We start from the raw sequence: 25,390 nt of genomic DNA on the forward strand, positions 1-25,390 counted from the left end.
TTCAACCGTCGCTCTTAAGCGACTTTTCTATCTTACCAAGTTTCGAACTCAGTGTCAATAGTTTTTTTATTTCCTTTGAGATTCGTTTGTGTCTCTCAAGGACATTTATAAATATAACAGACATATTATCATATAGCAATACCACAATAATAAGTTTAAATTTTCTAATATCTTCTATTCGTTATATCAGTTGGATAAAAAGGAAAAAGACAGCTTTTAAACTATCTTTTTCTAAGTAATAGTTAAACTTTACTTCCTAAAAGTATTACCTTCTAAAATAAATGTACTAAAAGCCGGTACAGTTACATTATCACTTTTTATTTTCTTTATAGACTTTGTACCAGCTTTTTTTCCATCGACAAGCAGGGATAGATTGCCTTTGCTAGAGACTTTCATTTTTATCTCATTGGAATTGGCATTGTGTATGATAGTTAGTTGATTTTTGTTTTTACCTTCCAATGTATAAGCTACTACATTTTTAGGTGCATTTAAGAATGATAGGTTCTGACGAATCTCAGAGGCAGTTGTCATACGAAATACTGGATACTTTTTACGAATCTCAATTAAACCTTTCATATATTCAACCTCTTGATTAAATGCTAAACGCCGCTCCCAATCTAGTTGATTTACAGAGTCTGGTGATTTGTAGCTATTATGGTCCCCACCTTTAGTTCTCATAAACTCTTGACCAGCATGTATGAAAGACACTCCTTGTGAAGTTAACACCATAGATGAAGCAAGCTTATGCATTTGCTTACGCTCAAGCTCAGTAGCATTTGGATTCGTTAATAGTAGTTTGTCCCATAAAGTATGATTATCATGGGCTTCTACATAAGTTACTACTTGTTCAGGATCTTGATAAGTAGATGTTGAAGAATCGTATTGAAGGCCACCTGCTATACTCTTTTTCATCGTGTCTTCCATACCTTGTTTGCCATTTACAAAGCCGCTATCTTCATCATAAAATACACTACCTTTTAAACCATCACGAATAACATCATTAAAATGCGCTACGCCTGGCATTTTGTTTGCATTCTTCTGGTTTGCTTTTTGGTCAGCAGGTAAAGGTGTATTTAAATCCCAACCCTCTCCTAAAACAATAATACTCGGATCAATTTTATTTAAAGCGTCTCGTACCTCTTTCATGGTTTCTACATCATGAATTCCCATTAAATCAAAGCGAAAACCGTCTAAATTATATTCTGTTGCCCAATATTTTACAGAGTCTACAATAAACTTCCTCATCATTTTACGCTCTGATGCTGTATCGTTTCCAACACCTGTTCCATTAGCTAACGTTCCATCTTCATTATATCGGAAATAGTAACCTGGTACTAACTCATTAAAGTTTGACTCACTTACAGCATACATATGGTTATACACAACATCCATAATTACGCGTAAATTATTTTTGTGCAGTGATTGAACCATCTGCTTCATTTCTTTAATTCTTACTTTAGGTTCATATGGATTTGTAGAATAAGAACCTTCCGGCACATTATAGTTCTTTGGATCATATCCCCAATTGTACTGCGGCTCGTTTAATTTTGTTTCATCCACTGTGCGGTAATCATAGATAGGAATAAACTGCACGTGCGTCACACCTAAATCTTTAATATGATCTAATCCTGTTTTAACTCCACCAGGTCCTCTTGTTCCTTCTTCAGTAACGCCTAAAAACTTACCTTTATTTTTAATTCCACTATTTGGATCAATCGATAAATCCCGTACGTGCAGCTCGTAGATAATAGCATCTTCGCGGTTTTTCAAGAATGGCTTTTTCGCTGGCCACTTCTCTGGGTTTGTGGTTTTTAAATCTACCACTACACCTTTATCTCCGTTTACAGTTACAGCACGTGCATACGGATCAACAGCCTCATTCCACTTATCTCCAATTTTAACTTTATACGTGTAGATTAATCCATCTTGATTTCCTTTTAATTGTGTAGTCCATGTACCTCGCTCTGCTTTTTTCAGTGGAATTTCTGTTCCGCTAGTTGAGTCCCACTTTTTATATGAGACTAGTTTAGCTTCAGTAGCAGTAGGAGCCCATAAGCGAAAAGACGTTTTATCTTTTTTATACGTATTTCCTAAGTCATTTCCGTCATAATAAAACATGTCATCAAATTCTTTAGAACGCACTGCTGCTCCAATTTCAACCGTCGCGCTTCCAAACAAGGATTTCGATATCTTATATGCCTTTGTTAAATCTAAGTTATTTTTCGTCACAACTCGAACCTTGTTCGTTGTTTTTTCTTCCTTATTTAATGGTATCACTTCCTTAATTTCTACTCCTTCTAATGTAATACCAGAGTTATCTGCCTCTTCTATAGCGAATGGAACGTTTGTTTGAAGCGTAATTTCATTCATTTTATCAATAGTAGCTCCAACAATCTTTGGATTTAAATCAATTTGGCTTGGATCGTAGAATACACGCTCGATTCCTTGAGCAATCCAAATTTCAGCTGATCCATCTTCTTTAAATTTCGTGATATAGCGATTATCTAATTCTTTATTCCCCCATTCGTTTCCATTTATGCTTTGTCGAGCAATAAACCCTACCTTTTGAATACCTTGGGGATCATTCAATTCAAAAGTAGCAACTTTTCCAAAATCATCTTCATCTTTAAACTGAACGGCTTGTCCACTCTTTCCATCTGGCCAGACCCACAAATCCCAGTCTTTATAGTTCTTATCATAACGTGCATAATGAATGGTTACTTTAACGTTCTCATAAGATGGTAAATCACGATACTCTCCATCTGGTGGCTCGTTATATACTGTGTTATCTCCACTTTTTATCCATACTTCCCCTTCACCATTTTGGATATCAACCCAGCGATCTTCCCCATCTTTTTCCCAAGTATCTGTCCGGACAATAAATCCTACCTTTTTAGTGTTTGTAGGAATTTCAATCTCAGCAACTTTTCCAAACGCATCTTCCCCTGTAAAGTCGTACGCTTTCCCTTCCCCGCCTTCAGGCCAAATCCATAGGTTCCAATCTTTTGTGTTATTCGGCGCTTCTTGATAATGAATAATTACTTTCCCTGTATTTGCAAACGTTTGCATAGGGAAGCTCGAAAAAGCGGAGGCAAACATTGCAAAAACGATTAGAACAACAAACCATCGATTAATTTTCATAAAGCCCATCCCCTTTGTTTATAGTCGATAACAAATCTATTATATAAAAACTGAAAACGTTTGCACAATATAAAATTTTGAATTTTTGAAAATTGAATCCAAAAGACCTATTAAAAAATAGATAATAATAAATAAAAAAGACAGCCAATTAGCTGTCTTTTTTATTAACGGTGGCGCATTTGCGGGAATAACAGTACATCACGAATAGAAGGAGCGTTTGTTAATAGCATAACTAATCGATCAATACCAATTCCTAAACCACCAGTTGGCGGCATACCATATTCTAACGCTTCAATGAAGTCATCATCCATCTCATGTGCTTCATCGTTACCTTGTTCTTTTTCTTTTAACTGCGCTTCAAAGCGTTCACGCTGATCAATTGGATCGTTTAACTCCGTGAAGGCATTTGCATGCTCTCTTGCTACAATAAATAACTCAAAGCGATCAGTAAAGCGAGGGTCATCCTCATTCTTTTTCGCTAATGGTGAGATTTCTACAGGATGTCCGTAAATGAATGTTGGTTGAATTAATTGCTCTTCTACTTTTTGTTCAAAGAATTCATTTACAATGTGCCCGTATAACATATGCTCTGTAATTTCAACATTGTGTTCTTTTGCAAGAGCACGTGCCTCTTCAACAGATGTTTCTTTCCAGAAATCAACGCCTGTATATTGCTTAATAGCATCTACCATATGAAGTCTTGTCCATTCTGGAGTTAAGTCTACTTCATACTCCCCATACTGGATTTTAGTCGTTCCTAATACTTCCTGAGCAATATGTGCAATTAAGTTTTCAGTTAATGCCATAATATCTTTGTAATCAGCGTATGCTTCATAAAGCTCAATCATTGTAAATTCTGGGTTGTGACGAGTTGATACCCCTTCATTACGGAAGACGCGACCAATTTCGTACACTTTTTCTAAGCCACCAACAATTAATCGTTTTAGGTGTAGCTCAATTGCAATACGCATATAAAGCTCCATATCTAGAGCATTATGATGAGTAACGAATGGACGAGCCGATGCACCACCAGCAATTGAATGCATCATTGGTGTTTCAACTTCTAAGTAGCCATTATTATCTAAGTAGCGGCGCATTGATTGAATAATACGGCTTCGCAAGATAAATGTTTGTTTACTTTCTGGATTAGTAATTAAATCTAAATAGCGCTGACGATAGCGTTGTTCAATATCTTTTAAGCCGTGATATTTATCCGGTAAAGGACGTAAAGCTTTTGATAATAGCGTGAAGTCTTTTACTTTAATTGATAATTCACCAACTTTTGTTTTAAACAATACGCCTTGTACACCAACATGGTCACCAATATCAACTGTTTTAAAGATTTCGTATTGTTCGTCCCCTACTGAATCTTTACGAACATAAAGTTGAATTTGACCCGTTAAATCTTGAACGTGAGCAAAGCCTGCTTTTCCTTTTCCGCGCTTTGTCATAATACGTCCTGCTAATGAAACTGAAACTTCATTTTCCTCTAAAGCTTCTTTTGTTAGTTCTTCATATGCATCAATTATCTCTTGTGATGTATGTGTACGTTCGAAGCGTTTTCCAAATGGATCCATACCTTGTTCTCGAAGGTTGTTCATTTTTTCACGACGAACGAGAAGTTGATCATTTAATTCTTCATGATTCATTATGTGCTCATCTCCATCGTATTAATAAATTTTCTAAAACAGAAAAAAGGCCAGCTTTTCCACTGGCAATTCCTACGTTTCTTTAAAATTATTATAAATTCAGTCGTTTCTCTATGTCAAATCGCTTTAGACTTACAGTGTGTTCTTGTCTCAAGCTAAAACAACTTGATATAGTAATCCAACTGCCTTAATGCGTAATTATATCGCTTCTTTTCTTTACGCACTTTCGACCTTATCGAATTCTAAATAATGTTTGGTTATCAATTTCTTATTGTAACGAACTAAGAAAAGCAAGTAAACCTCCTGGCTCTTAAAAACAAAAAACGTTTTTATGGAGCCGTTACATCATATAAGTTACCAATTAATTTAATCCCTTGTTCTGCAGCTAGTCTTTCCGCTAAGTATACTGTCGATGTATCCTCAATAGGTATAATGAGGTCACTAGCAATTTCTGCTAGAGGGACCATTACAAATGCTCTTTCTGTCATCCGAGGGTGAGGAACAATAAGTCTAGAACTATGTATAACCTCTTCATTATACAGAAGAATGTCCAAATCTAACGTACGGGGTCCCCATACAACCTCTCTTTTTCGGTTCTGCTGTAGCTCAATCGCCTGCAAAACATCGAGCAACTCTAGAGAAGAAAGTTCTGTTTTAATTTCGGCTACCATATTTAAGAAAGCGCTTTGGTTAGTATAGCCAACCGGATCCGTCTCATATACGGAAGAAAGATTTTCTAATAAAATGCCTTCATGACTGTCTAGTGATTGAACAGCTTGCTTTAAGTAGTTACTGCGGCTTTTAATATTAGACCCCAGGGCTATAAAAGCTCTATTGTTCATTAGCGGCTCCTTGTAATTTCGACGGCAACCGAATCATAATGACCTTGAATCGGAGGGTCGGGTTTATATACTTTTACGGTACAAGCTTGAATTAGATGATAAGAGGATAAAACCGTTGACGCAATGGTCTCAGCAATAGTTTCAACCAGCTTAAACGTTTCTTTCTCCACAATGTTTTTACAGACTTCGTAGAGCTCTGCATAACTTACAGTTGCTTCTAAATCATCCTCTTGTCCAGCTTTTTTTAAATCTAATTCTACTGTTAAATCTACATTAAAACGTTGACCTAACTTATTTTCCTCAGTAAAAACGCCGTGATAACCATAAAAGCGCATATTATTCACATAAATTTTATCCATTCTCGATTACTCCTTTACCTACTAAAACATCCATCATCTTCGTAAAGCGAGCAATCTCTTTCACATCGTGTACTCTTGTCATATGAATACCTTTAGAAATACCCATTCCAATAGTAGCAGCAGTTCCTTCTATTCGTTCCTTTGGAGGCAAATTAAGGACGTGTCCAATTGTTGACTTTCGAGATGTAGCCAACAACACAGGATAGCCTAGTGCTGTAAACTTATCTACATTTTGAATAGCTTCAATATTTTGCTCTACTGTCTTAGCAAATCCAATCCCTGGGTCTAAAATAATATTCTTATCTTTTACACCAGCACTTTTAACGATTTTTATGCTTTCATATAAATCAGCAATCATATCTGGAATGAGGTTTTGATAATTTTTATTGTCTCTATTATGCATGAGGATGATAGGTACATTATAATCAGCAGCTACTTTTGCCATCTCCGGGTCAGCCTTTGCTCCCCACACGTCATTAATAATGTGTGCACCTGCTTCAATTGCTTGCTTTGCTACCTCAGATTTATACGTATCAATAGAGATAGGTACGTCTAGAGTTCGAGATAATTCTTTGATAACAGGAATTGTACGCTCTAATTCTTCTTCCACACTTACTTTATCGCTTCCTGGACGTGTTGATTCACCACCGATGTCAATGAGGTCTGCACCATCTATGACCATTTGTTTAGCATGCTCAATTGCTTTATCGATATGGTTAAATGAACCACCATCTGAAAACGAATCTGGGGTTACGTTCAGGATCCCCATAATCAATGTCTTTGTAGAATAATCTAACTTATGGGAACCACAATCGATAAATTGACTATTTACTACCGTTTTTGTCATCTAAGACTTCCTTTCGTACGCCTTCTTTACTCCATAAATGCGAAGTATATTTCTCATATTGTCGCTGTAATGTATAGGTTAGCGTTTGTTCACCCGTTTTAAACTCTTTCTCTCCAATTTTATGGATAGCAAAAATTTCTTGAATTGAATTTGTCATAAAGATTTCTTCGCTCTCAAGAAGCTCTGATAGTGTAAAGAATCCTTCTTTAATAGAAATCCCCTTCACACTTAAAAGCTTACATATAAATTGGCGAGTAATACCGTTTAATATTCCCGTTTCAACAGCAGGAGTAAAGACGGTGTTATCTTTAACAAAGAAAAGGTTTGAAACAATTCCTTCCGCTAAGAACCTTTCCTTTGTTAAAAAAATCCCTTCCTTACTTATATCGTTTCCAACTTCTCTTTTAGCTAAGATATTATTTAAATAATGATGAGATTTCAACCGTTCATTACTTTCGGGAGTATTTCTTTTTGTTTCAAGAATAACCCCCTCTTTTATAAGAGGGGTTTTCTTATCAGGCATAGACTTCATATAAACAATAAGTGATGGACGAGTATATGCTTCTACCTGTAGTCCAATTTCACCTACACCTGCTGATACGTTTAGTCGAACATACGCATTTTGGAGATTATTCTTTTGCAGCAACTCATTAAGAATTGTAAGTATATCTTCCTTTGAATATGTCCATTCAATATTTAAAAGCGATAAACCACTTTGTAATCGACTCAGATGATCATCTAATAAAAATGGATGACCATTATAGATTCTCATTGTTTCAAATAAACCCAGGCCATACATATAACCATGATCAAAAGGAGAAATAGTTGCTTTGCTTCTTTCTAAAATCTCTCCGTTTACATAAATGTACAAAGGTTACACGCCCTTTTTCTGATACGTATTAATAAAATTTTGCAGCATTTCTCGACCATATGAAGTCATAATGGATTCAGGGTGAAATTGGACGCCCTCAATTGGCATAGTTTTATGGCGAATAGCCATAATCTCATTTTCATCTGTCCATGCTGACACCTCAAAACAATCAGGCAGAGATCCAGCTTCTACAATTAAAGAATGGTAGCGAGTAGCTGTAAACGGATTGTCCAACCCTTCAAAGATTGTTTTTCCATCATGGTGCATTTCTGACGTCTTACCATGCATAAGCTTATCAGCTCTGATAACATTTCCACCAAATGCTTGACCAATGGACTGATGTCCAAGACAAACGCCAAAAATCGGAATTTGACCAGCAAAATATTTAATTGCTTCTAAGCTAATACCAGCTTCATTTGGGCTACATGGCCCTGGAGAAATCATTAAAAAGTCAGGGTTAAGGTTTTCAATCTCTTCAATTGTAATTTCATCATTACGCTTGACGACTAACTCATGGCCTAGCTCACCTAAATACTGTACTAAATTAAATGTAAATGAATCGTAGTTATCAATCATTAAAATCATCTGTTCTCATCCTCCACTCAACTCTTTTTCACTCTGCTCTTTTGCTTTCCATAAAGCCATAGCCTTTTTCAATGACTCTTTGTACTCATACTTAGGGTTGGAGTCAATAACAACACCAGCTCCCGCCTGTACATGTACTTGACCATCTTGAACGACCATTGTACGAATTGCGATGTTAAGTTCCATCTCGCCGTTATAGCCTATCCAACCAATTGATCCTGTATAGACACCTCTTCGAACGGGCTCTAGTTCTTCAATAATTTCCATTGTCCGAACCTTAGGTGCACCTGTGATGGTTCCTCCTGGGAATACTGCATCTACTACATCTACAATGTCTTTATTGTCAGCAATTTCACCTTTGACATTTGATACGATGTGCATAACATGGGAGTATTTTTCAATCACCATAAACTCATCTACACAAACAGTCCCGTACTTACTTACTCTACCTAAGTCATTTCGCTCTAAATCAACAAGCATTACGTGCTCCGCACGCTCTTTCTCATTTTCAATTAACTCTTTAGCCAGTGCACTGTCTTCTTCGTTTGTCTTCCCTCTAGACCGTGTTCCTGCAATTGGTCTTGTACTAAGCTCAACTCCTGATTTTTTAACTAATAACTCTGGTGAGCAACTCACTAAATGAAACTCATCGGTTTGCATATACGACATGTATGGAGAAGGATTAATCTTTCGGACTTGTTCGTAAATATGCATTGGATGTGTATTAAGAGGCTGTGACTGTCTTACAGATAAGTTAACTTGAAACACATCACCTTGTCCAATATATTCCTTTATCCTTTCAACAGCCACACCAAACTCTTCTTCTGACATTGACAAAGTTGTGTGTGTATTAACACTCTTCACTTTCTCATAAACAGGAGTATACTTCGTTTCAGACAACCATTGATTTTTATATGAAGTTAAACGAGCTTTAGCATTCTCTTCATCTGTATGGTTAACCATTATCCATAGCTCTTCTTTATGGTGGTCATATACAAAAACATCATCAAAAATTAAGAAATAAATATCAGGCATCTTTAACGGATCATCTGCTATTGTTGGTACATGTTCTACATACCTTACGTAATCATAGCTAATATAACCAATGGCCCCGCCTTGAAACGGAGGTAGCTCTTTACGCTGAGGTGTTTGGTACTTCTTCATCCATTTACGCATTAAATGCATTGGATTACCTTTTTCAACACTTCTTCTTCCTTGCTCTATAATATGAAGCTCGTTAGACTCTCCTCGTAAAATAGCGATAGGATTAAGGCCCATAATATGAAAGTTACCGCCTCGCCCACTTTCCAACAATATATGATGCGGCTCATCTACAGATAATTCTTGATACTTACTAAACCATTTATCCTTAGGAATCGAAATCGATTCACCCCATGTCATTCGTTGCTGCATTTGCTCACTCTCCTAAAATGAATCACCTATCCTTATTTTACATGATTTTAGAAAGTTATTCACTAGATGAAAAAAACTACCCCTTTAAGCCACAAAGTTACTATGACTTAAGGGGGTAGCTAAATAAAAATTATTTATCGTAGCTTATCAAGACTGACCTTGTGTTTGCTCTTCGAATTGGAATAATGGTGTACTTAAATAGCGCTCACCGTTACTTGGAATAATGGCTAACACTTTTTTACCTTTTCCTAATTCTTTTGCTACCTTTAATGCTGCAAAAATTGCTGCACCTGAAGAAATTCCGACTAATACACCTTCAGTTTTAGCTACTTTTCGAGCATAGTCAAATGCTTCTTCATTTTTCACAGGAATAACATGGTCATATAGGTCTGTATTTAACACACCTGGTATGAAGTTAGCACCAATTCCTTGAATTTTATGAGGTCCTGGCTGACCACCACTTAAAATTGGTGAGTCAGCTGGTTCTACAGCATAAAGCTTAATCTCTGGGTAAGCTTCTTTCAATACTTCTCCAGCACCCGTAATTGTTCCACCTGTTCCAATCCCAGCTACAAAAGCATCCAGTTGGTCACCGAATTGTTCAACAATTTCTTTACCTGTTGTTTTACGATGCACTTCAGGGTTTGCCTCATTTTGGAACTGTTGAGGAATGAAGTAACCATGTTCTTTTGCTAATTCAGAAGCTTTATTAACAGCTCCTTTCATTCCTTCAGGTCCTGGTGTTAAGACTAACTCTGCGCCGTATGCACGAAGTAGGTTACGACGTTCAATACTCATTGTTTCAGGCATTGTTAAGATTGCGCGATATCCCTTTGCTGCTGCAACCATAGCTAGACCGATACCTGTATTACCACTTGTAGGTTCAATGATTGTGTCGCCAGGCTTTAAAACGCCTTTGGCTTCCGCATCTTCAATCATTGCCAATGCAATGCGATCTTTCACGCTGCTTCCTGGGTTCATAAACTCCAACTTTAAATATACATCTGCCATATCTTCTTCAACTAAACGATTTAATTTAACAATTGGTGTTTGACCAATTAATTCCGTAATTGAATTTGCTACGCGTGCCATATCTCCACTCCTAATCCCGAGTAATTTTATTGAATTTGTATACAATTTATCAGTTATTTTCTAAATTGTCAATCATTTTGTTTTGTGACAATGACTTTTTTTTCTATTTTTCTAGACCATTATATCCTTACTGTACCATTTTCAGACCAAACTTCAAAAGAAAAAGACACCGGCTGCATGCGATGTCTTTTCAGAGACTTATTTATATAGCTTCTTCTTTCATTTCTTTTAGCTCTTCTGCAGGAAAGTGATACATTTCATTACAGAAGTGACATTGCGCTTCAGCTTTGCCATCTTCATCAATCATTGATTGAATTTCATCTTTTCCTAAGCTAATAATTGCATTACCAATGCGCTCTTTAGAACATTGACATTTAAATTCCACAGGCATGGTTTCAAGAATTTTAAGGTTATCTTTTCCTAGAACTTCTTCAAGAATTTCTTCTGGTGTTAATCCACGTTGAATAAGCTTAGAGATAGGTTCAATGGTTTGCAAGCGCTGTTCAATTGCTGAGATTGTCGCTTCATCTGTTCCTGGTAACAGCTGAATAATGAAGCCTCCTGCAGCCAAGATGGTGTTATCAGGGTTTACTAACACACCAACGCCAACTGATGAAGGAACTTGTTCAGATGTTACAAAATAATACGTGAAATCTTCTCCTAATTCACCTGATACAATCGGTACCTGACCATTAAATTGATCTCTCATTCCAACGTCTTTTACGACACTAAGCGTGCCTCCCGTACCTACTGCACGAGCGACATCTAATTTACCGTATTTGTTTAATTCAAAATGTGTTTGTGGATTTGTAACATAACCACGAACTTCCCCTTTGGCATTGCTATCCACAAGGATTGCGCCAATCGGTCCGCCACCTTCGACTTTTATTGTTAACTTCTGCTCTCCCTTTAACATCGCACCCATCATTACACCGGCACTCATCGCACGTCCTAATGCAGCTGAAGCTGTTGGCCATGTATAATGGCGACGCTGCGCTTCACCTACTGCCTCCGTTGTTTTCACAGCGTAGGCACGAACTTGATTATTATATGCTAAAGCCTTGACTAAGTAGTCACTCATAATAATACTAACTCCTCTTATTCCATATTTTTCGTATAAATAATCTGTAGACCTTTTAGTGTTAAAAACGGATCTACGATGTCAATAATGTCTGACTCTTTTGCGATTAATGTTGCTAAACCACCTGTTGCAATTACTTTAGGATTTACGTTTGATTGCTCTTTCATTCGTGTAACAATACCTTCAACTTGTCCAACATATCCATATAAAATTCCCGCTTGCATCGCAGAAACTGTATTTTTACCTACAATGCTATTCGGCCTAGCAATTTCAATCCTCGGAAGTTTAGATGCCCTAGAATATAGCGCTTCAGTGGAAATATTAATACCAGGTGCGATAGCTCCTCCCATATACTGTTTGTCTTCATCAATGTAACAGTAAGTTGTTGCTGTTCCGAAATCCACAATAATTAATGGGCTGCCATAAAGCTTAATACCTGCTACTGCATTTACGATTCGGTCTGCCCCAACTTCTCTTGGATTTTCATATTTAATATTTAAACCTGTTTTAATACCAGGACCTACTATAAGCGGCTTTAAATGAAAATATTTTTGGCACATACGTTCCAATGCAAACATAATTGGTGGCACTACAGAGGAGATAATAATACCATGAATATCTTTAAAAGATAAACCAACGTGCTCAAGGAGTGCCTTAATTGTCATTCCGTATTCATCTTCTGTTTTATTACGACTCGTTTCAATGCGCCAATGATATTTTAGTTCATCACCATCATATACTCCTAATACAGTATTCGTATTTCCAACGTCTAATACAAAAATCATGTTAATCACCACTTCGCCTTTAATCAATATTTACACTGAAACCATCATACCATAACTAAGAAAAAGGGGTGTACAGTAAAAGAAGCTTTTCCTTTTCCTTACTAATGTTCGTATAAAAAACAAAAAAAGTAAGATGCTCCTAGGAGCATCTTACTTTTTATTCTTTAGGCTCTTCCTCTTGATCTGGCTTCGATTGAATGTTTACTTTTACATCTTCATCGCTGCTTTTTGGAGAACGATCTGGAAGCGTCCCATGATCAACTAAATGCTTGATTTGCTCAGCATCTAACGTTTCAACTTTTAATAACGTTTGAGCAATAAGTTCTAACTTATCACGATTTTCAGTTAGAATTTGTCTTGCACGCTCGTAGCTATCTTTAATAAAGCGTTGAATTTCTAAGTCAATTTGATGAGCAATTGCGTCACTGTAGTTTTGTTCATTTTGGATGTCACGTCCTAAGAACACTTGGCCACCTTGCGATTGACCAAACTGCATTGGACCTAACTTATCGCTCATACCGTATTCAGTAACCATACGTCTTGCGATACTTGTTGCACGTTGGAAGTCATTATGTGCACCCGTACTTACTTCGCCAAAGATTAATTCCTCAGCAACACGTCCACCTAATAAACCAACAATCTTATCTAAAAGCTCTGGTTTTGTCATGAAATAGCGATCTTCTTTCGGAAGCATTACAGCATAACCACCTGCTTGCCCACGTGGAACAATCGTTACTTTATGTACCATGTCCGCTTCATCTAATACAACACCAATAATTGTGTGACCAGCTTCATGGTACGCGACAATATTGCGTTCTTTTTTAGAGATAACGCGACTCTTTTTAGCTGGTCCCGCAATTACACGGTCCGTTGCTTCATCAATATCGCTCATATCAATCTTTTTCTTATCTTGTCGCGCAGCTACTAAGGCAGCTTCGTTTAATAAGTTTTCTAAGTCGGCTCCTGAGAAGCCTGGTGTACGCATCGCAATGGCATTTAGATTTACATTTTCATCTAAAGGTTTGTTGCGAGCATGTACTTTCAACACTGCTTCACGACCATTTACATCTGGACGATCTACAGTAATCTGACGGTCAAAACGTCCTGGACGTAATAAAGCTGGATCTAAAATATCAGGGCGGTTTGTTGCTGCAATGATAATGATTCCTTCATTAGCACCAAAGCCATCCATTTCAACAAGCAATTGGTTTAGAGTTTGTTCACGCTCATCGTGACCTCCACCTAGACCAGCACCACGTTGACGACCTACAGCATCAATTTCATCGATAAAGATAATACAAGGCGCGTTTTTCTTTGCATTTTCAAACAAGTCACGCACACGTGATGCACCGACACCAACAAACATTTCAACAAAGTCTGAACCACTGATTGAGAAGAAAGGCACGCCTGCTTCACCAGCTACAGCTCTCGCTAATAATGTTTTACCCGTTCCTGGAGGACCTACAAGAAGTACACCTTTTGGAATTCGAGCGCCTAAGTCGGCAAATTTACGAGGGTCTTTCAAGAACTCTACAACCTCAACAAGTTCTTGTTTCTCTTCGTCTGCACCTGCAACATCTTTGAACTTAACTTTCTTCTTTTCTTCACTGTAAAGTTTCGCTTTACTTTTACCAAAGTTCATTACACGGCTACCGCCACCTTGAGCTTGGTTTAGTAAGAAGAAGAAGAGGATGAAGATAATGACAAAAGGTATAATTGATGTAAAGAATGTTACCCAACCACTTGTTTCATCTGCTGGGTCAACCTTCACCTGAATGTCCTTACTATTTGCAGCGGCATTAATACGCTCTAACGCTTGATCACCATCTACAATGTAAGTTTGGAATTTCTGATCTTCATTATAAGATTCTAATTTCCCTTGTACGACATAAACCCCACGTTCAGGCTTCAATGTTAATGATTCAATATCTCCACTTTCCAAGTGTCCTACAAATGTGTCATATCGCATTGCTTCAGTCTTCTGGTTGGAACCACTGAAGAAACTGACCACGCCAATAATGACTAAAAATATAAGTAAATAAAAGATGGTATTACGGAAGATCCGATTCATTTCTTACCTCCTCCCACGATAAACAAATACTGTATTCAATAGTACCATAGAACCTATATCCTATCCAACAAATTGCATTTGCAAATATGCTGATTAATTACTATACACTTCTGGTTTTAAAACGCCAATGTAAGGTAGGTTACGATATTTTTCCTGATAATCTAACCCATACCCTACTACGAAAGCATCTGGAACCTCAAATCCAACGTAATCTGCTTTAATATCCGCTTTACGACCCGTTGGTTTGTCTAATAGTGTTACGATTCTAATTGATTTTGCTTTGCGATACTTAAATAACTCTACTAGATAGCTTAGAGTTAATCCGCTATCAATAATATCTTCTAAAATTAAGATGTCTCGACCTTCTACAGAAGTATCTAAATCCTTTAAGATTTTGACTTCACCAGAAGAAACCATTTCTTTACCATAGCTTGATACATCCATAAAATCCATTTCTAAATATGTATCGATGCGTTTAATTAGGTCAGACATAAAAGGCATTGCACCTTTTAATACACCAATTACTAAAGGAAAACGACCTTCATACTCTTCAGTGAGTAGTTGTCCTAAATCCTTTACCTTTGCCTGTATTTGTTCCTCTGAAATTAGAATTTCTTTAATATCATGCTTCATTCCTTGCTTGCCTCCTAGAAGTTTTCCCTACTTATAGTATAAAATAACATATCTTAACTTATGAGTGTGTAATTCATAAGCAGATTTTTTTAATTTTGGCAGCCATAAAATTGTACCATTACTATCTTCTACAACCGGCCACGCATCTCTTTTCTCTAAAGGCACTTTTTCATCAATAAAGATATCCTTTACCTTTTTATGCCCCTTCATGCCTTTTAATTGAATTTTATCTCCTGGCCTTCGCGTCCGAACTCGAATTGGAAACCTAACCTTACTTTCATCTACTAAAAAGATGTCAGTTTCTTTCTTATCATATTTTCCATTATGTATTCTAGCAGTAAGGGAATGACCATTCGGCAGCTGAATGACCCCTGGAATGGGGATATCATATTCATATGCTGGAATAGACTGCGTTAACTCAAAAGTGAACACACAATCGTCATACGAACGAGAAATGGTCAGCTTGTTTGGAAAGTGAAGCACACCAGAAGGTTTATCAGCTTCTAAAAACCTCAATAAATTATTAATATGAACTGAGGAAAGATCTGAAGGGATTTTTTTATAGAGATAGTTTAATATTAGTTGAATCCCACGCCTTTGTAAAGGTTTGCTTATATTAAGGAAAGACCCTCGACTCATTAAAAGATATCCTTGTCTTTGCTGTTTAATTACCTTATTCATCTCTCGAGTTGTTAATTCCTCTAAATAGGCTTGATCTTCATATAAGTTTTCACTAAAAGCTTGAAATTTTTCATGTATATCGTGATACTCATCCTTTAAAAAAGGTAATATATATTGTCTAATGCGATTACGAGTATACGTATCCTTCTCGTTAGTAGGGTCTATTCTAGGATTTAAGTTAAATCTCCTGCAATACAACAAAATTTGTTCTTTTGTAACGGATAAAAAAGGGCGAACGAGAGACCCTGTGGCATAAGGACGCTTTGCCTCCATCCCTCCATACCCTCTCATCGTACTACCACGTGCCAACCTCATGAGTATTGTTTCTACTTGATCATCTCCATGATGAGCTAAAGCTAGTACTTCTGCACGGTACTTATTCATCATCTCTTCAAAGAACGCATACCGACATTCTCTAGCTGCTACCTGAGCAGATACTTTGTGCTTTTTCTGATAAGTTGTTACATCGATACTAACGCCTTCAAATGCAATACCTGCATCTCTACAATAAGCTTGCACATATTCTAAGTCATTTTTAGACTCTGCTCCCCGAAACATATGATCAACGTGTAACGCCACTAAATTTAAACTTCTGTGCACTTGCTCCCTATGTAGAAAATGAAGCAACGCTAAGGAATCTGGACCTCCAGAAACACCGACTAAGACTGTTGCATTAATTGGTAAAAGGTTATGTTTATCAATAAATTCTGTTGTTTCCCTTTCCATTATTCTGTTCATCCTTACGTGATTAAGACTAGTTACCACTATCCCTTTCTCATTTTACGGATATTCCATTAAAAAGTTTCACATTTATAATACTTGAATGAAAAGATATAACAAGTACATAAACATGACGGATGCTCCTAATAAAACGGTTTCTAGGAAATGTGTACGCTTCTTCTTTACTTTAACACGCTTTGGACTATGCTGACGAACCTTTTGATTTCCTGAAGATTTAACAGATTCACCACTCTTGATCCCTTCAATCAAATCTTGCTTCATCTCATGAGCTGTAAGATAGTTGCCATGAATCGATTTATACAAAATCGAACGATGTGCTGACAGAGCATTATGCGTTTTTAATAATCTTTTTAGCTGTTCATTAGGTTTATCAGCTTTGTTTAAACGCTCGCCGATTAATAGCTCGATTATAATCATAGCTACAGCAAACAAATCATATGCTGGTTCTGCTTTTCGAGAGCCAAACCCCCAATATGCTCGGTCATAGTAGTCGGTAAACTCTTTGATAGCTCTCCCTTGCATTGTTGTTCCACCTACATCGATTAAACGAATCTTGACAGGGTGATTGGTAACAACCAAGTTCTCTGGCTTCAAGTCTCCAAAAACCCAACCCGCTTTGTGTAATTCATGTAAATCCCCCAATAGCTGCATGACCAGTACATTTACCCATTCCTTTCCTCTTTTCGCAACGAAAGCTTTTAACGATGTTCCTTTTACATATTCCATTACATAAAAAGAGAGTGCTTGATTACGATAAACCCAGTCATCTACATCGAATAAGAAAGGCCCAAGAGACTTGCCATGGACCTTTGAGAAGTTACGTAATACATTTACTTCAGCCGTTACTGAGTTGTTGTCAAAGCTTAACTTTAGCGCTGCAGTTTCTCCATTTGGTGATTGAACCAAATACACAACTCCAGTTGCACCTGTGCCTAGTTGTTTCATAATGGTGTACTGATTATGATGCCACTTCCCTGTTAATGTTGTACCGGCTGATAAATTACATACCAGATTCTTCATTGTAGTGTTCATCACTTCTTAACATCCCCCTTAAGGAACGTTTCTTCTGAACAAAGTGGTTTGTTGCCGCTTTAATTGCTGGACCAGTAGGTGTAATACCACCAGCTGTTAACTTCGGAAATATAGTAGATAACGATTCTAGCTTTGGATTCCAGTCCATAAGCTTTTCAACATCTTTCTTTTTCCCTGGAAATAAAAATACTGAAAATTGGTTGTACCCAATTCTAGCGTTGAGGCTGAGGGATAAATCTAATAATGCTTCCTTAACAGTTGGAAGCTTCGACTTCATGCTTCCACTCATATCAACTAAAATGAGAATCTCTAAATCAACTGTTTCACCTAACTCGTCAACAACTTCCATAATTTCTCCACGTTTTCCCGGAGGTAAATCTTCCATTTTTGAAGCTGATGCACCCAATATTTGTTGAAGTTCTTTATTTACTACGCCTTGTAACGTTTGAGTCATCGCTTGTCTTGTAACCATTTGAACGGTTTGAGAAAGTTGCTTTACATAAACGATTTGGCTAACTCCTCCACCAGACATAGCAATACCTTCAATTTCGTTTTGACTTTGTTCATCAATCACGTCTTCTTCCATAACTCCTATAACATTCACACTGATGCCTTGTTCCTTTGCTAGTGCTGCCATTGCAATTGGATCTTCTCCTGTATTAGAACCTCCATCTGTAATGACTAACATTTGCTTTAACGTTCCTTTTTTCATAAATAAAATCCCCTCCTCATTATCAGTATTAACATGATAGACGAGGAAGGGATAATTTATACTCTATAATCTACTGTGCTTTTTTACGATACGCATATGTTGGAATGGAAGACCATTTTGGCGTATTATGCTTCAGTTTAGCAACCACCACGGTCATATCATCTTCAATTAAACCGGACCTTGTTCGAATGACTTCTTCCATAATTAAATCTGCAATTTCTTGTGGATCATCGGTTTGTAGCTCTCCAATTTTACGCTTCATCCACATCTCGTAATTCTCAACATGTCTTGGGCCTTCAAACACCCCATCACTCATCATAATGAGCAAGTCCTGTGCTTTCATTTGTTCACTCACAACGTCTACTTCAAACTCTTCAATAATCCCCATTGGTAAATTACTTGCTTGTACCTTGATTACTTTATCACCACGCTTAATAAAGCTGGGTGTCGAGCCAATTTTCAAGAAGTTTACGTTTGCATCTTGTAAATCAATCATTGCCAAGTCAAGCGTCGAAAAGATTTCATCACTCGTTCGCAACGACAGAATAGAATTAATAGATTTTATTGCAATTGTCTCTTCAATCCCGGTTTGTAGGATTTGTTTCAGTAATTGTAGTGTTTCACTACTCTCATAGTGAGCTCTTTCACCGTTCCCCATACCATCACTGATCGCTAATGCATATTTGCCAGCATTTAATTCAATCATTGAATAGCTATCCCCTGACACAAATCCTCCTCCTTTTGCAGCGTGAGCAACCCCTGTATCTACTACATACGCTTTGGTGGAACCAAAGGAAACGTGACAATAACCTTGTGGATATTTTGCACACTCTTCATTTTTTACCACGATACTTTCACCAAGTATATCCGTAAGCATTGGGGCAATAATTTTTTCACACTCACCTCTGCCGTGACAGTAAGGAACCCACATTTCTACATCTACATTACCAGGCTCTAAACTATAAATTTCAATTTGGTTAATTTCCATGCCAAAGCTTCTCAATGCTTCGACAATCTGTTCTTCTTGAACATTTAAGTTTTCTCTTTCTCTTTTTATTTCTTGAGCGAAATTATTCATGACTTGCGAAACTCCATGCAACTGCTCAGCTACAATCCGACGACTTTCATGAATCTGAGATTTCAACTGCTGATTGGCTTTAAAATACGTCAGCTCATGCTCAATAACATCGATTACTTTTTTGGACTTCACACAATGCTTGTCCATCTCTCTGACTAGCTTGGGATTTTGTTCTAATGAATTATTATCAATTTCTAGCATAATTTCTTTCAGATATTCATAGGTTGTATCAAACTGTTGAGCCCAACACTGCTCTTTCTTGAAACAGAATTGACACGTTCTCTCCGTTACGCTACTTAGAAAATAATCTATTTCTTTTTCTTCATTTCGCTTTTCTTCATAAAATCCATTTTGAGTAAAACTATCAGATAAGGCCTGAAATACGTTGGAGAATTGTTCTACTCGATTTGCCGTTACATCTCTTACTTTTCGAATATACTGCTGTTGCTCCATCATATTTTCAGATGTACCTGGAACGAGCTTACTTAAGTTTTTCAAAAGAAATGTTGGTGTTAATAGAAATAAAGCGACAGCGATAAGCGACTCATATAAATTGGTTGAAAGTGCCTGTTCAGCTTGTGAATAGAGCCCAATTAAAAGAGATCCCACAATCAACCCTAGAGATGCACCCATTTTTTTGCCGTCTTTTAGTAATCCTCCTAACAAACCTGAAAAAGCTAGTAAGCTCATTTCATATAAACTCGTTACGTTAGCAAAGCTTAAGATTAATCCCGTGACTACACCAACAGTAGCTCCAATTGTCGGACCTGATACAAAAGCAAAGATTAATACTAAATAACGTGATAGTACGTGTTCTGCCGATAAACCGTACATGACCCAACCAATGGTTCCTGTCATGACCGATGCTAAAAGAATAATAAGAGAAATAACTTCTTCTGTTTTAAGAGATTGCTTTCGCTTTCGATATGAAATAAGAGGTACACTCTGTAGAAAAATCATTGTTAGAATAAAGCTCAAGCCCGCTTCTACAGCTATAAATGCAAAGTCATACATTGTGACTCCTTGTGAAAACAAGTAGAAAATTCCTAATTTCGTTAGAAACATAGAAATAAACACAGTAAACGGTAACTTTTTAAGAGGATCTATGGTTATAAAACCACTAAAGCGATGAAGAAGTAAAAATACGAATAGGGAACAGAAGACAACCCCACCGTTTTGTAAGGATAGACTAAATGCTCCAGCCAAGATGGCCAGGCCTGCAAGAGCTGCCTTATCTTTCTTAATAGCAAGTACAGCCGCAAAAAATGGTAATGCAAACGGCATAATTTCCATTAAAATTAAAGCTCGTCCTAATAAAAATCCTACTGCTAATAAAATTAATCCCCATTGGAACAATACCTTTTCTGTTTTCAGACTCGTTTTCGTAAAAATGCGTGCCATTTCTAATCTAGTACGATTAAAAACAGCTTCAGTTGCTGGACCGGCAAAGTTCCGCTCAGTTTTTTGCATTTTTCCACCACCCGCTAATTATACTTATAAGCTATTATAGCGAGAAAGGGATTAATATTTTGTCAAATCGACTCTCTCTCGTACAAGAATCGTTCGACGACTTTCTAGTTAGAGACCGAAAACCATACAAAAATATGTATAATATTACATTGCAACTTAAAATATTTTAGAAGTTATGCTCTAAACTAGTATTTTCTTGCACTAATTTATTTAAATTTATGAAGTTTATTATTTATATTTTTTGGTTTGCCATTATTTTAAAAAATGTTATTGACAACCAATGAGGATTTTTATATTATTATACATGTCTTTTATAAAGAATTTATGGCGGTGTAGCTCAGCTGGCTAGAGCGTACGGTTCATACCCGTGAGGTCGGGGGTTCGATCCCCTCCGCCGCTACTTATTATAAAGGCCCGTTGGTCAAGTGGTTAAGACACCGCCCTTTCACGGCGGTAACACGGGTTCGAATCCCGTACGGGTCATCCAAAAACATGTACATCATTGTACATGTTTTTTTATATGCAAAAAAAGCACCTTCACTGAAGGTGCTTTTTAGAACTCGCTATCTATAACGTGATAAGCAGCAAGTTAGCCGCGTTTCGCGCCGCGTCCGCCACGTTTTGATTCTGTATGGCGTTTTAGGGAAGATAAACGTTCTTCACTATCTTTTAAGAAACGATTCATTTTTTGCTCAAACGTTTCTTTTGAACGGAAGTCATTACCACCACCGCGATTATTACGCTGTGGGCGATGTGAGTCACGAGGTCTGTCAGAACGTGGTGCACGCGCTGGTCGCTCTGGACGTTCTGGGCGTTCTGCACGCTCTACAGCTTTCTTAATTGAAAGACCAATCTTGCCATCTTTCTCTACGTTAATAACTTTTACTTCAACTTCATCGCCGACTTTTAAATGGTCGTTAATGTCTTTTACATAGTTATCAGCCACTTCACTAATATGAACTAAGCCTGTTGTTCCCCCTGGAAGCTCCACAAAAGCTCCAAAGTTTGTAATACCTGTTACCTTTCCCTGTAACTTGCTGCCTACTTCAATTGACATAAAAAAAATGCTCCTCCTTAAAATGATAAAAGAAATCAATTTACTCTATTATACAAAAAGCGAAAATATGCTGTCAACGCACCGTGGATTTAGTCTTTTTTGATGTTAAAGATAATCTCACCGTCTTCTGATAAGAAGTAATCTCTTCTCGCAATTTTTTTAATATACTCATCATCATTTAATTTAACAATTTCAGATTCAAGTTGCTTTTCCTTGCTTTCAAGCTTTGTTAACTGTTGTTCTAACTTTTCTTTTTCAGCTTTTTTATTTTCGATAGCTGATGCTTGAGTAATCAACGTTGTAACAATACCTATACCAATAAGTAGAGCCAAAACACCAAAGAAAGTTAGACGTCTAATTAAGCCAATGCGCTTTCGATCTGTTTGTTTTTTAAGATTTTGTTGCTGTTGACTATATTCTGTATTTAACTTTGTTACATTTTTCTTGCGTTCAGCACTCATTAACCTAGTCGTCCTCCTTATTTTTAAAAGTGTTTAACCATGATACAGCTCTCATTATGGTATTCTTTACACGTTGAAAAATTCCTTCTAAATACGTAAAACACCTCTGTAGAAATCGTCTTACAGATTTAGGCATGATTCTCCAAGAAATTAAGAATACCCATCTTATTGGTACAAAAATTACCTTTAGTATAAATGAAACAAGGCCGTATCCAAAGCGATAACATAATAAGCCCAAGGCATTTATACACCTTAACAGCATTCGAGCAGGCTTGACCAATATAATAGTAAGAATCGTTAGTAAAGCTCGATAAACGGCTAACACACTTGAAACAATAAATTTTAAAACTTTTAAATAAATGGATTGAATTAAGCTCTGATAAGCTGCGAATCCGCATAATAAAGCAAGAAATGCATAAAATCTTAGCTCACCTTCATTAACTAAAAACAACACATAAAAGATGAGTAGTGCTTGAACTACCCAAAACAGTAAGTCGCTAATAAAGACGAACCACCTTACTGTTTGAGCCCGATTTACAAAGTAGCGATATGTATCCAATGATGCTCCAACACATCCACCCATCGAAATCATCGCAAGCATAGTATAGAATTGTATATTAAGGCTCATCGAAACAACTTACTAAAGAATCCTTTAGCTTTCTCCGACTGGTTCTCATCTAAGTAAACTATATCAAAGATTTTTCCTTTTATCGATACAATTCCTTTTTCAACATCTAAATTTTTCATTTGAAGGTTTTGACCACGTACAGATAAAAACCCCATCACAGTTTCAAGCAAAAATTCCTCATTGTCAAAACTCTCTACTTGCTTGACTCCGGTAATATCTAAGAGGCGTCTCCCCTTCATTACTAAATCATGATTTGGAGTTTGATCTTTATTTGCACTGCCCATTTCGTAAAATTGACTCATCTTCATCCCCACCTCATTATTAAGCTCTTCATTACGTTTGGTTTAAACATATGAAGTGAGAATGAAGTTTAGAACAAGCTCACAGATGTCCTAACTGTTTTATGAGTTTGATACTTTTTCTTCTCTTACTAAAGAGTATAAGTTAGCAGCTTCTTCTTTCTTAGCGTTTTCTTGAAGGGCTTCTATCTTTACTGTCACAATCTTTGTCCCAAATTGAATAGCTAACTCATCACCTACTTTTACGTTTGAGCTTGCCTTTGCAACAATTCCATTAATGGAAATTCTTCCTTTGTCTGAAATCTCTTTTGCTAACGTACGACGTTTAATTAGACGAGATACCTTTAAAAACTTATCTAATCTCATAGTTCCCTCACCTTTCTTTATTACAAACCTATTTTTTTTGCTTCATTCCAAAATTGGTCTAGCTCTTCTAATGTAAAGTTTGCAAATGATTGACCAGATTTCTTTACCTGCTCTTCAATATAGCGAAAACGCGCACCAAATTTCTCATTCGTTTTAGCTAATGCGGTTTCCGGATCAATTTTGTAGTAGCGAGATACGTTTACTAACGCAAATAAAAGATCGCCAAACTCATTGCTCATCTCTTCCAGATTCTCCGCCTGCACTTCTTCTTCAAATTCCTGAAGCTCTTCTTTTACTTTATCCCACATCGGCTCAATCGTTTCCCAATCAAACCCGACTTTGGCAGCTGCCTTTTGATATTTATATGCTCTCATCAAGCTAGGCATGGTAGACGGTACATCATCTAATAATGAAGAAGGTTCTTCCCCTTTTTCTTGCTTTTTAATTTCATCCCAGTTTTGAAGAACCTCTTCCTCATTATCGGCTTTTACGTTGCTAAACACGTGTGGATGACGCCTAACCATTTTTTCTGCTACGGTAGAAATGACGTCCTCAATGGTAAACATTCCTTCATCTTCACCAATTTGAGCATGTAGCATTACTTGTAGCAGAACATCTCCTAGCTCTTCAACAATATGGTCGTCATCTTGTTGATCGATAGCATCTAGTAGCTCATAAGCTTCTTCAATTAAATAACGCTTTAACGATTCATGCGTTTGCTTTTTATCCCATGGGCACCCATTTGGCCCTCTCAGTATCGCAATAATACGGCGAAATTCTTCAAATTGGTGATATAACAATGCAGAGTCTTTTACAGGTGGAACATAAACTGTTGTTAGATTATTGAGCTCCATTCCATGATCAAGCTCATACAGTTTGACTTTTTTAATATGCTCATCTGAGCTACCTGCCGCTGTTACAATGTATACTTCATATTCATCTGGCAGCTGCTCCATTAGTGTAAGCTTTACATCAGAAGCTACAAACTGGTCATACACCTGCCCTATTAAAATATGCTGTTGCAACCTTAGTTCATCACGATGTAGTGCAGTGCCATCTAAAAGCTGAAAGCCTTCAATTGGGTCAATTTTCAATGACGTAAAAATAGGATCTAGAAAACTTTGTCCACCTTTCACATCAATTTCAATACCTTCTTCGTTTTGCAGTAACAGCTGAACTGTTCTTTCAGCAACTAGAGGATGACCTGGAACAGCGTAAAGAACATTGCCATTCTTAGCTTGTTCTAACAGTTGCTTTGTAATACTTTCGTATACATCATCGAATGAATCAAATGATTCATAGACACCATCAAAAGATTGATAAGAAAAACCTTCTTCTTCTAATGCTCTCACAGCTGGGTGCTCTTTCGTTCTTAAAAACACGCTCTGATTTTGTTTTAATAAACGATAAATTCCTACTGGAAGCTGGTCAAGATCTCCTGCACCTAAACCAACAATGGTTATTTTATTAGTCATGGAATCCTCCTTCATGTTCTA

The 25,390-nt window shown here is 37.0% G+C and carries 23 protein-coding genes and 2 tRNA genes; 2 read left to right on the forward strand and 23 right to left on the reverse strand.

Annotated features, from left to right (window positions below; translation table 11 throughout):
* Positions 1–249: 249 nt before the first annotated feature.
* From pulA to spoIIE, 17 genes are all read right to left on the reverse strand, one after another.
* Positions 250–3,141: a type I pullulanase gene (gene pulA / locus BFL01S_RS07750; RefSeq protein WP_224840385.1), complete on the reverse strand. Its 2,892-nt coding sequence runs from the start codon at positions 3,139–3,141 to the stop codon at positions 250–252.
* A 164-nt stretch (positions 3,142–3,305) separates the two neighbouring features.
* Entirely contained in the window at positions 3,306–4,790 is a 1,485-nt protein-coding gene (lysS, locus tag BFL01S_RS07755; protein ID WP_025909854.1) for a lysine--tRNA ligase, read from the reverse strand.
* A 329-nt stretch (positions 4,791–5,119) separates the two neighbouring features.
* Positions 5,120–5,632, reverse strand: a complete 513-nt coding sequence (gene folK, locus BFL01S_RS07760) for a 2-amino-4-hydroxy-6-hydroxymethyldihydropteridine diphosphokinase (protein ID WP_025909853.1) — start codon at positions 5,630–5,632, stop codon at positions 5,120–5,122.
* Positions 5,632–5,991: a dihydroneopterin aldolase gene (gene folB / locus BFL01S_RS07765; RefSeq protein WP_025909852.1), complete on the reverse strand. Its 360-nt coding sequence runs from the start codon at positions 5,989–5,991 to the stop codon at positions 5,632–5,634. The genes folK and folB overlap by 1 nt, the downstream gene beginning before the upstream one ends.
* Positions 5,984–6,838: a dihydropteroate synthase gene (folP, locus tag BFL01S_RS07770; RefSeq protein ID WP_025909851.1), complete on the reverse strand. Its 855-nt coding sequence runs from the start codon at positions 6,836–6,838 to the stop codon at positions 5,984–5,986. Before folP ends, folB begins: the two co-directional genes overlap by 8 nt.
* Positions 6,816–7,709 carry an aminodeoxychorismate lyase gene (gene pabC / locus BFL01S_RS07775; RefSeq protein WP_061785373.1) on the reverse strand — a complete coding sequence of 298 codons (894 nt, stop codon included), beginning with the start codon at positions 7,707–7,709 and terminating at the stop codon, positions 6,816–6,818. The genes folP and pabC overlap by 23 nt, the downstream gene beginning before the upstream one ends.
* A gap of 3 nt (positions 7,710–7,712) precedes the next feature.
* A complete protein-coding gene (gene pabA / locus BFL01S_RS07780; RefSeq protein ID WP_025909849.1) occupies positions 7,713–8,294 on the reverse strand; it encodes an aminodeoxychorismate/anthranilate synthase component II in 582 nt (193 codons plus the stop codon).
* A 6-nt stretch (positions 8,295–8,300) separates the two neighbouring features.
* Complete coding sequence (locus tag BFL01S_RS07785; RefSeq protein WP_061785374.1) at positions 8,301–9,707, reverse strand: anthranilate synthase component I family protein; 1,407 nt, start codon at positions 9,705–9,707, stop codon at positions 8,301–8,303.
* Positions 9,708–9,854: 147 nt separating this feature from the next.
* Entirely contained in the window at positions 9,855–10,799 is a 945-nt protein-coding gene (gene cysK / locus BFL01S_RS07790; protein ID WP_025909847.1) for a cysteine synthase A, read from the reverse strand.
* A 202-nt stretch (positions 10,800–11,001) separates the two neighbouring features.
* The gene (hslO, locus tag BFL01S_RS07795) at positions 11,002–11,880 is read right to left on the reverse strand and encodes an Hsp33 family molecular chaperone HslO (protein ID WP_025909846.1); all 879 of its coding nucleotides are present in this window, start codon (positions 11,878–11,880) and stop codon (positions 11,002–11,004) included.
* A gap of 17 nt (positions 11,881–11,897) precedes the next feature.
* Entirely contained in the window at positions 11,898–12,665 is a 768-nt protein-coding gene (locus BFL01S_RS07800) for a type III pantothenate kinase (protein ID WP_025909845.1), read from the reverse strand.
* A 157-nt stretch (positions 12,666–12,822) separates the two neighbouring features.
* Positions 12,823–14,736 carry an ATP-dependent zinc metalloprotease FtsH gene (gene ftsH, locus BFL01S_RS07805; RefSeq protein WP_025909844.1) on the reverse strand — a complete coding sequence of 638 codons (1,914 nt, stop codon included), beginning with the start codon at positions 14,734–14,736 and terminating at the stop codon, positions 12,823–12,825.
* A gap of 93 nt (positions 14,737–14,829) precedes the next feature.
* Positions 14,830–15,369, reverse strand: coding sequence for a hypoxanthine phosphoribosyltransferase (hpt, locus tag BFL01S_RS07810; RefSeq protein ID WP_025909843.1), 540 nt, complete (start codon positions 15,367–15,369; stop codon positions 14,830–14,832).
* A 27-nt stretch (positions 15,370–15,396) separates the two neighbouring features.
* The gene (gene tilS / locus BFL01S_RS07815) at positions 15,397–16,776 is read right to left on the reverse strand and encodes a tRNA lysidine(34) synthetase TilS (protein WP_061785375.1); all 1,380 of its coding nucleotides are present in this window, start codon (positions 16,774–16,776) and stop codon (positions 15,397–15,399) included.
* Positions 16,777–16,860: 84 nt separating this feature from the next.
* Positions 16,861–17,823 carry a serine/threonine protein kinase PrkT gene (gene prkT, locus BFL01S_RS07820; RefSeq protein WP_035320698.1) on the reverse strand — a complete coding sequence of 321 codons (963 nt, stop codon included), beginning with the start codon at positions 17,821–17,823 and terminating at the stop codon, positions 16,861–16,863.
* Positions 17,792–18,535: a vWA domain-containing protein gene (locus BFL01S_RS07825; RefSeq protein ID WP_061785376.1), complete on the reverse strand. Its 744-nt coding sequence runs from the start codon at positions 18,533–18,535 to the stop codon at positions 17,792–17,794. Before BFL01S_RS07825 ends, prkT begins: the two co-directional genes overlap by 32 nt.
* A 70-nt stretch (positions 18,536–18,605) precedes the next feature.
* Complete coding sequence (gene spoIIE, locus BFL01S_RS07830) at positions 18,606–21,083, reverse strand: stage II sporulation protein E (RefSeq protein WP_025909839.1); 2,478 nt, start codon at positions 21,081–21,083, stop codon at positions 18,606–18,608.
* A gap of 326 nt (positions 21,084–21,409) precedes the next feature.
* Here spoIIE and BFL01S_RS07835 point away from each other — a divergent pair.
* Together BFL01S_RS07835 and BFL01S_RS07840 are read left to right on the forward strand one after the other, a co-directional pair.
* Positions 21,410–21,483, forward strand: a tRNA-Met gene (locus tag BFL01S_RS07835).
* 11 nt (positions 21,484–21,494) lie between these two features.
* Positions 21,495–21,566, forward strand: a tRNA-Glu gene (locus BFL01S_RS07840).
* A 106-nt stretch (positions 21,567–21,672) separates the two neighbouring features.
* Here BFL01S_RS07840 and BFL01S_RS07845 read toward each other — a convergent pair.
* From BFL01S_RS07845 to yabN, 6 genes are all read right to left on the reverse strand, one after another.
* Positions 21,673–22,140: a S1 domain-containing RNA-binding protein gene (locus BFL01S_RS07845; protein WP_025909838.1), complete on the reverse strand. Its 468-nt coding sequence runs from the start codon at positions 22,138–22,140 to the stop codon at positions 21,673–21,675.
* Between the two features lie 89 nt (positions 22,141–22,229).
* Entirely contained in the window at positions 22,230–22,601 is a 372-nt protein-coding gene (locus tag BFL01S_RS07850; RefSeq protein ID WP_025909837.1) for an FtsB family cell division protein, read from the reverse strand.
* Positions 22,602–22,605: 4 nt separating this feature from the next.
* Positions 22,606–23,229 (reverse strand): spore cortex biosynthesis protein YabQ, encoded by a 624-nt coding sequence (gene yabQ, locus BFL01S_RS07855; RefSeq protein WP_025909836.1) that lies wholly within the window; start codon positions 23,227–23,229, stop codon positions 22,606–22,608.
* The gene (yabP, locus tag BFL01S_RS07860; RefSeq protein ID WP_025909835.1) at positions 23,226–23,531 is read right to left on the reverse strand and encodes a sporulation protein YabP; all 306 of its coding nucleotides are present in this window, start codon (positions 23,529–23,531) and stop codon (positions 23,226–23,228) included. Before yabP ends, yabQ begins: the two co-directional genes overlap by 4 nt.
* 99 nt (positions 23,532–23,630) lie before the next feature.
* Positions 23,631–23,894, reverse strand: coding sequence for an RNA-binding S4 domain-containing protein (locus BFL01S_RS07865; RefSeq protein WP_025909834.1), 264 nt, complete (start codon positions 23,892–23,894; stop codon positions 23,631–23,633).
* 20 nt (positions 23,895–23,914) lie between these two features.
* Entirely contained in the window at positions 23,915–25,369 is a 1,455-nt protein-coding gene (yabN, locus tag BFL01S_RS07870; protein ID WP_025909833.1) for a bifunctional methyltransferase/pyrophosphohydrolase YabN, read from the reverse strand.
* Positions 25,370–25,390: the final 21 nt, after the last annotated feature.

Origin of the sequence: Priestia flexa NBRC 15715 (assembly GCF_001591565.1) — a bacterium.
Classification (GTDB): domain Bacteria; phylum Bacillota; class Bacilli; order Bacillales; family Bacillaceae_H; genus Priestia; species Priestia flexa.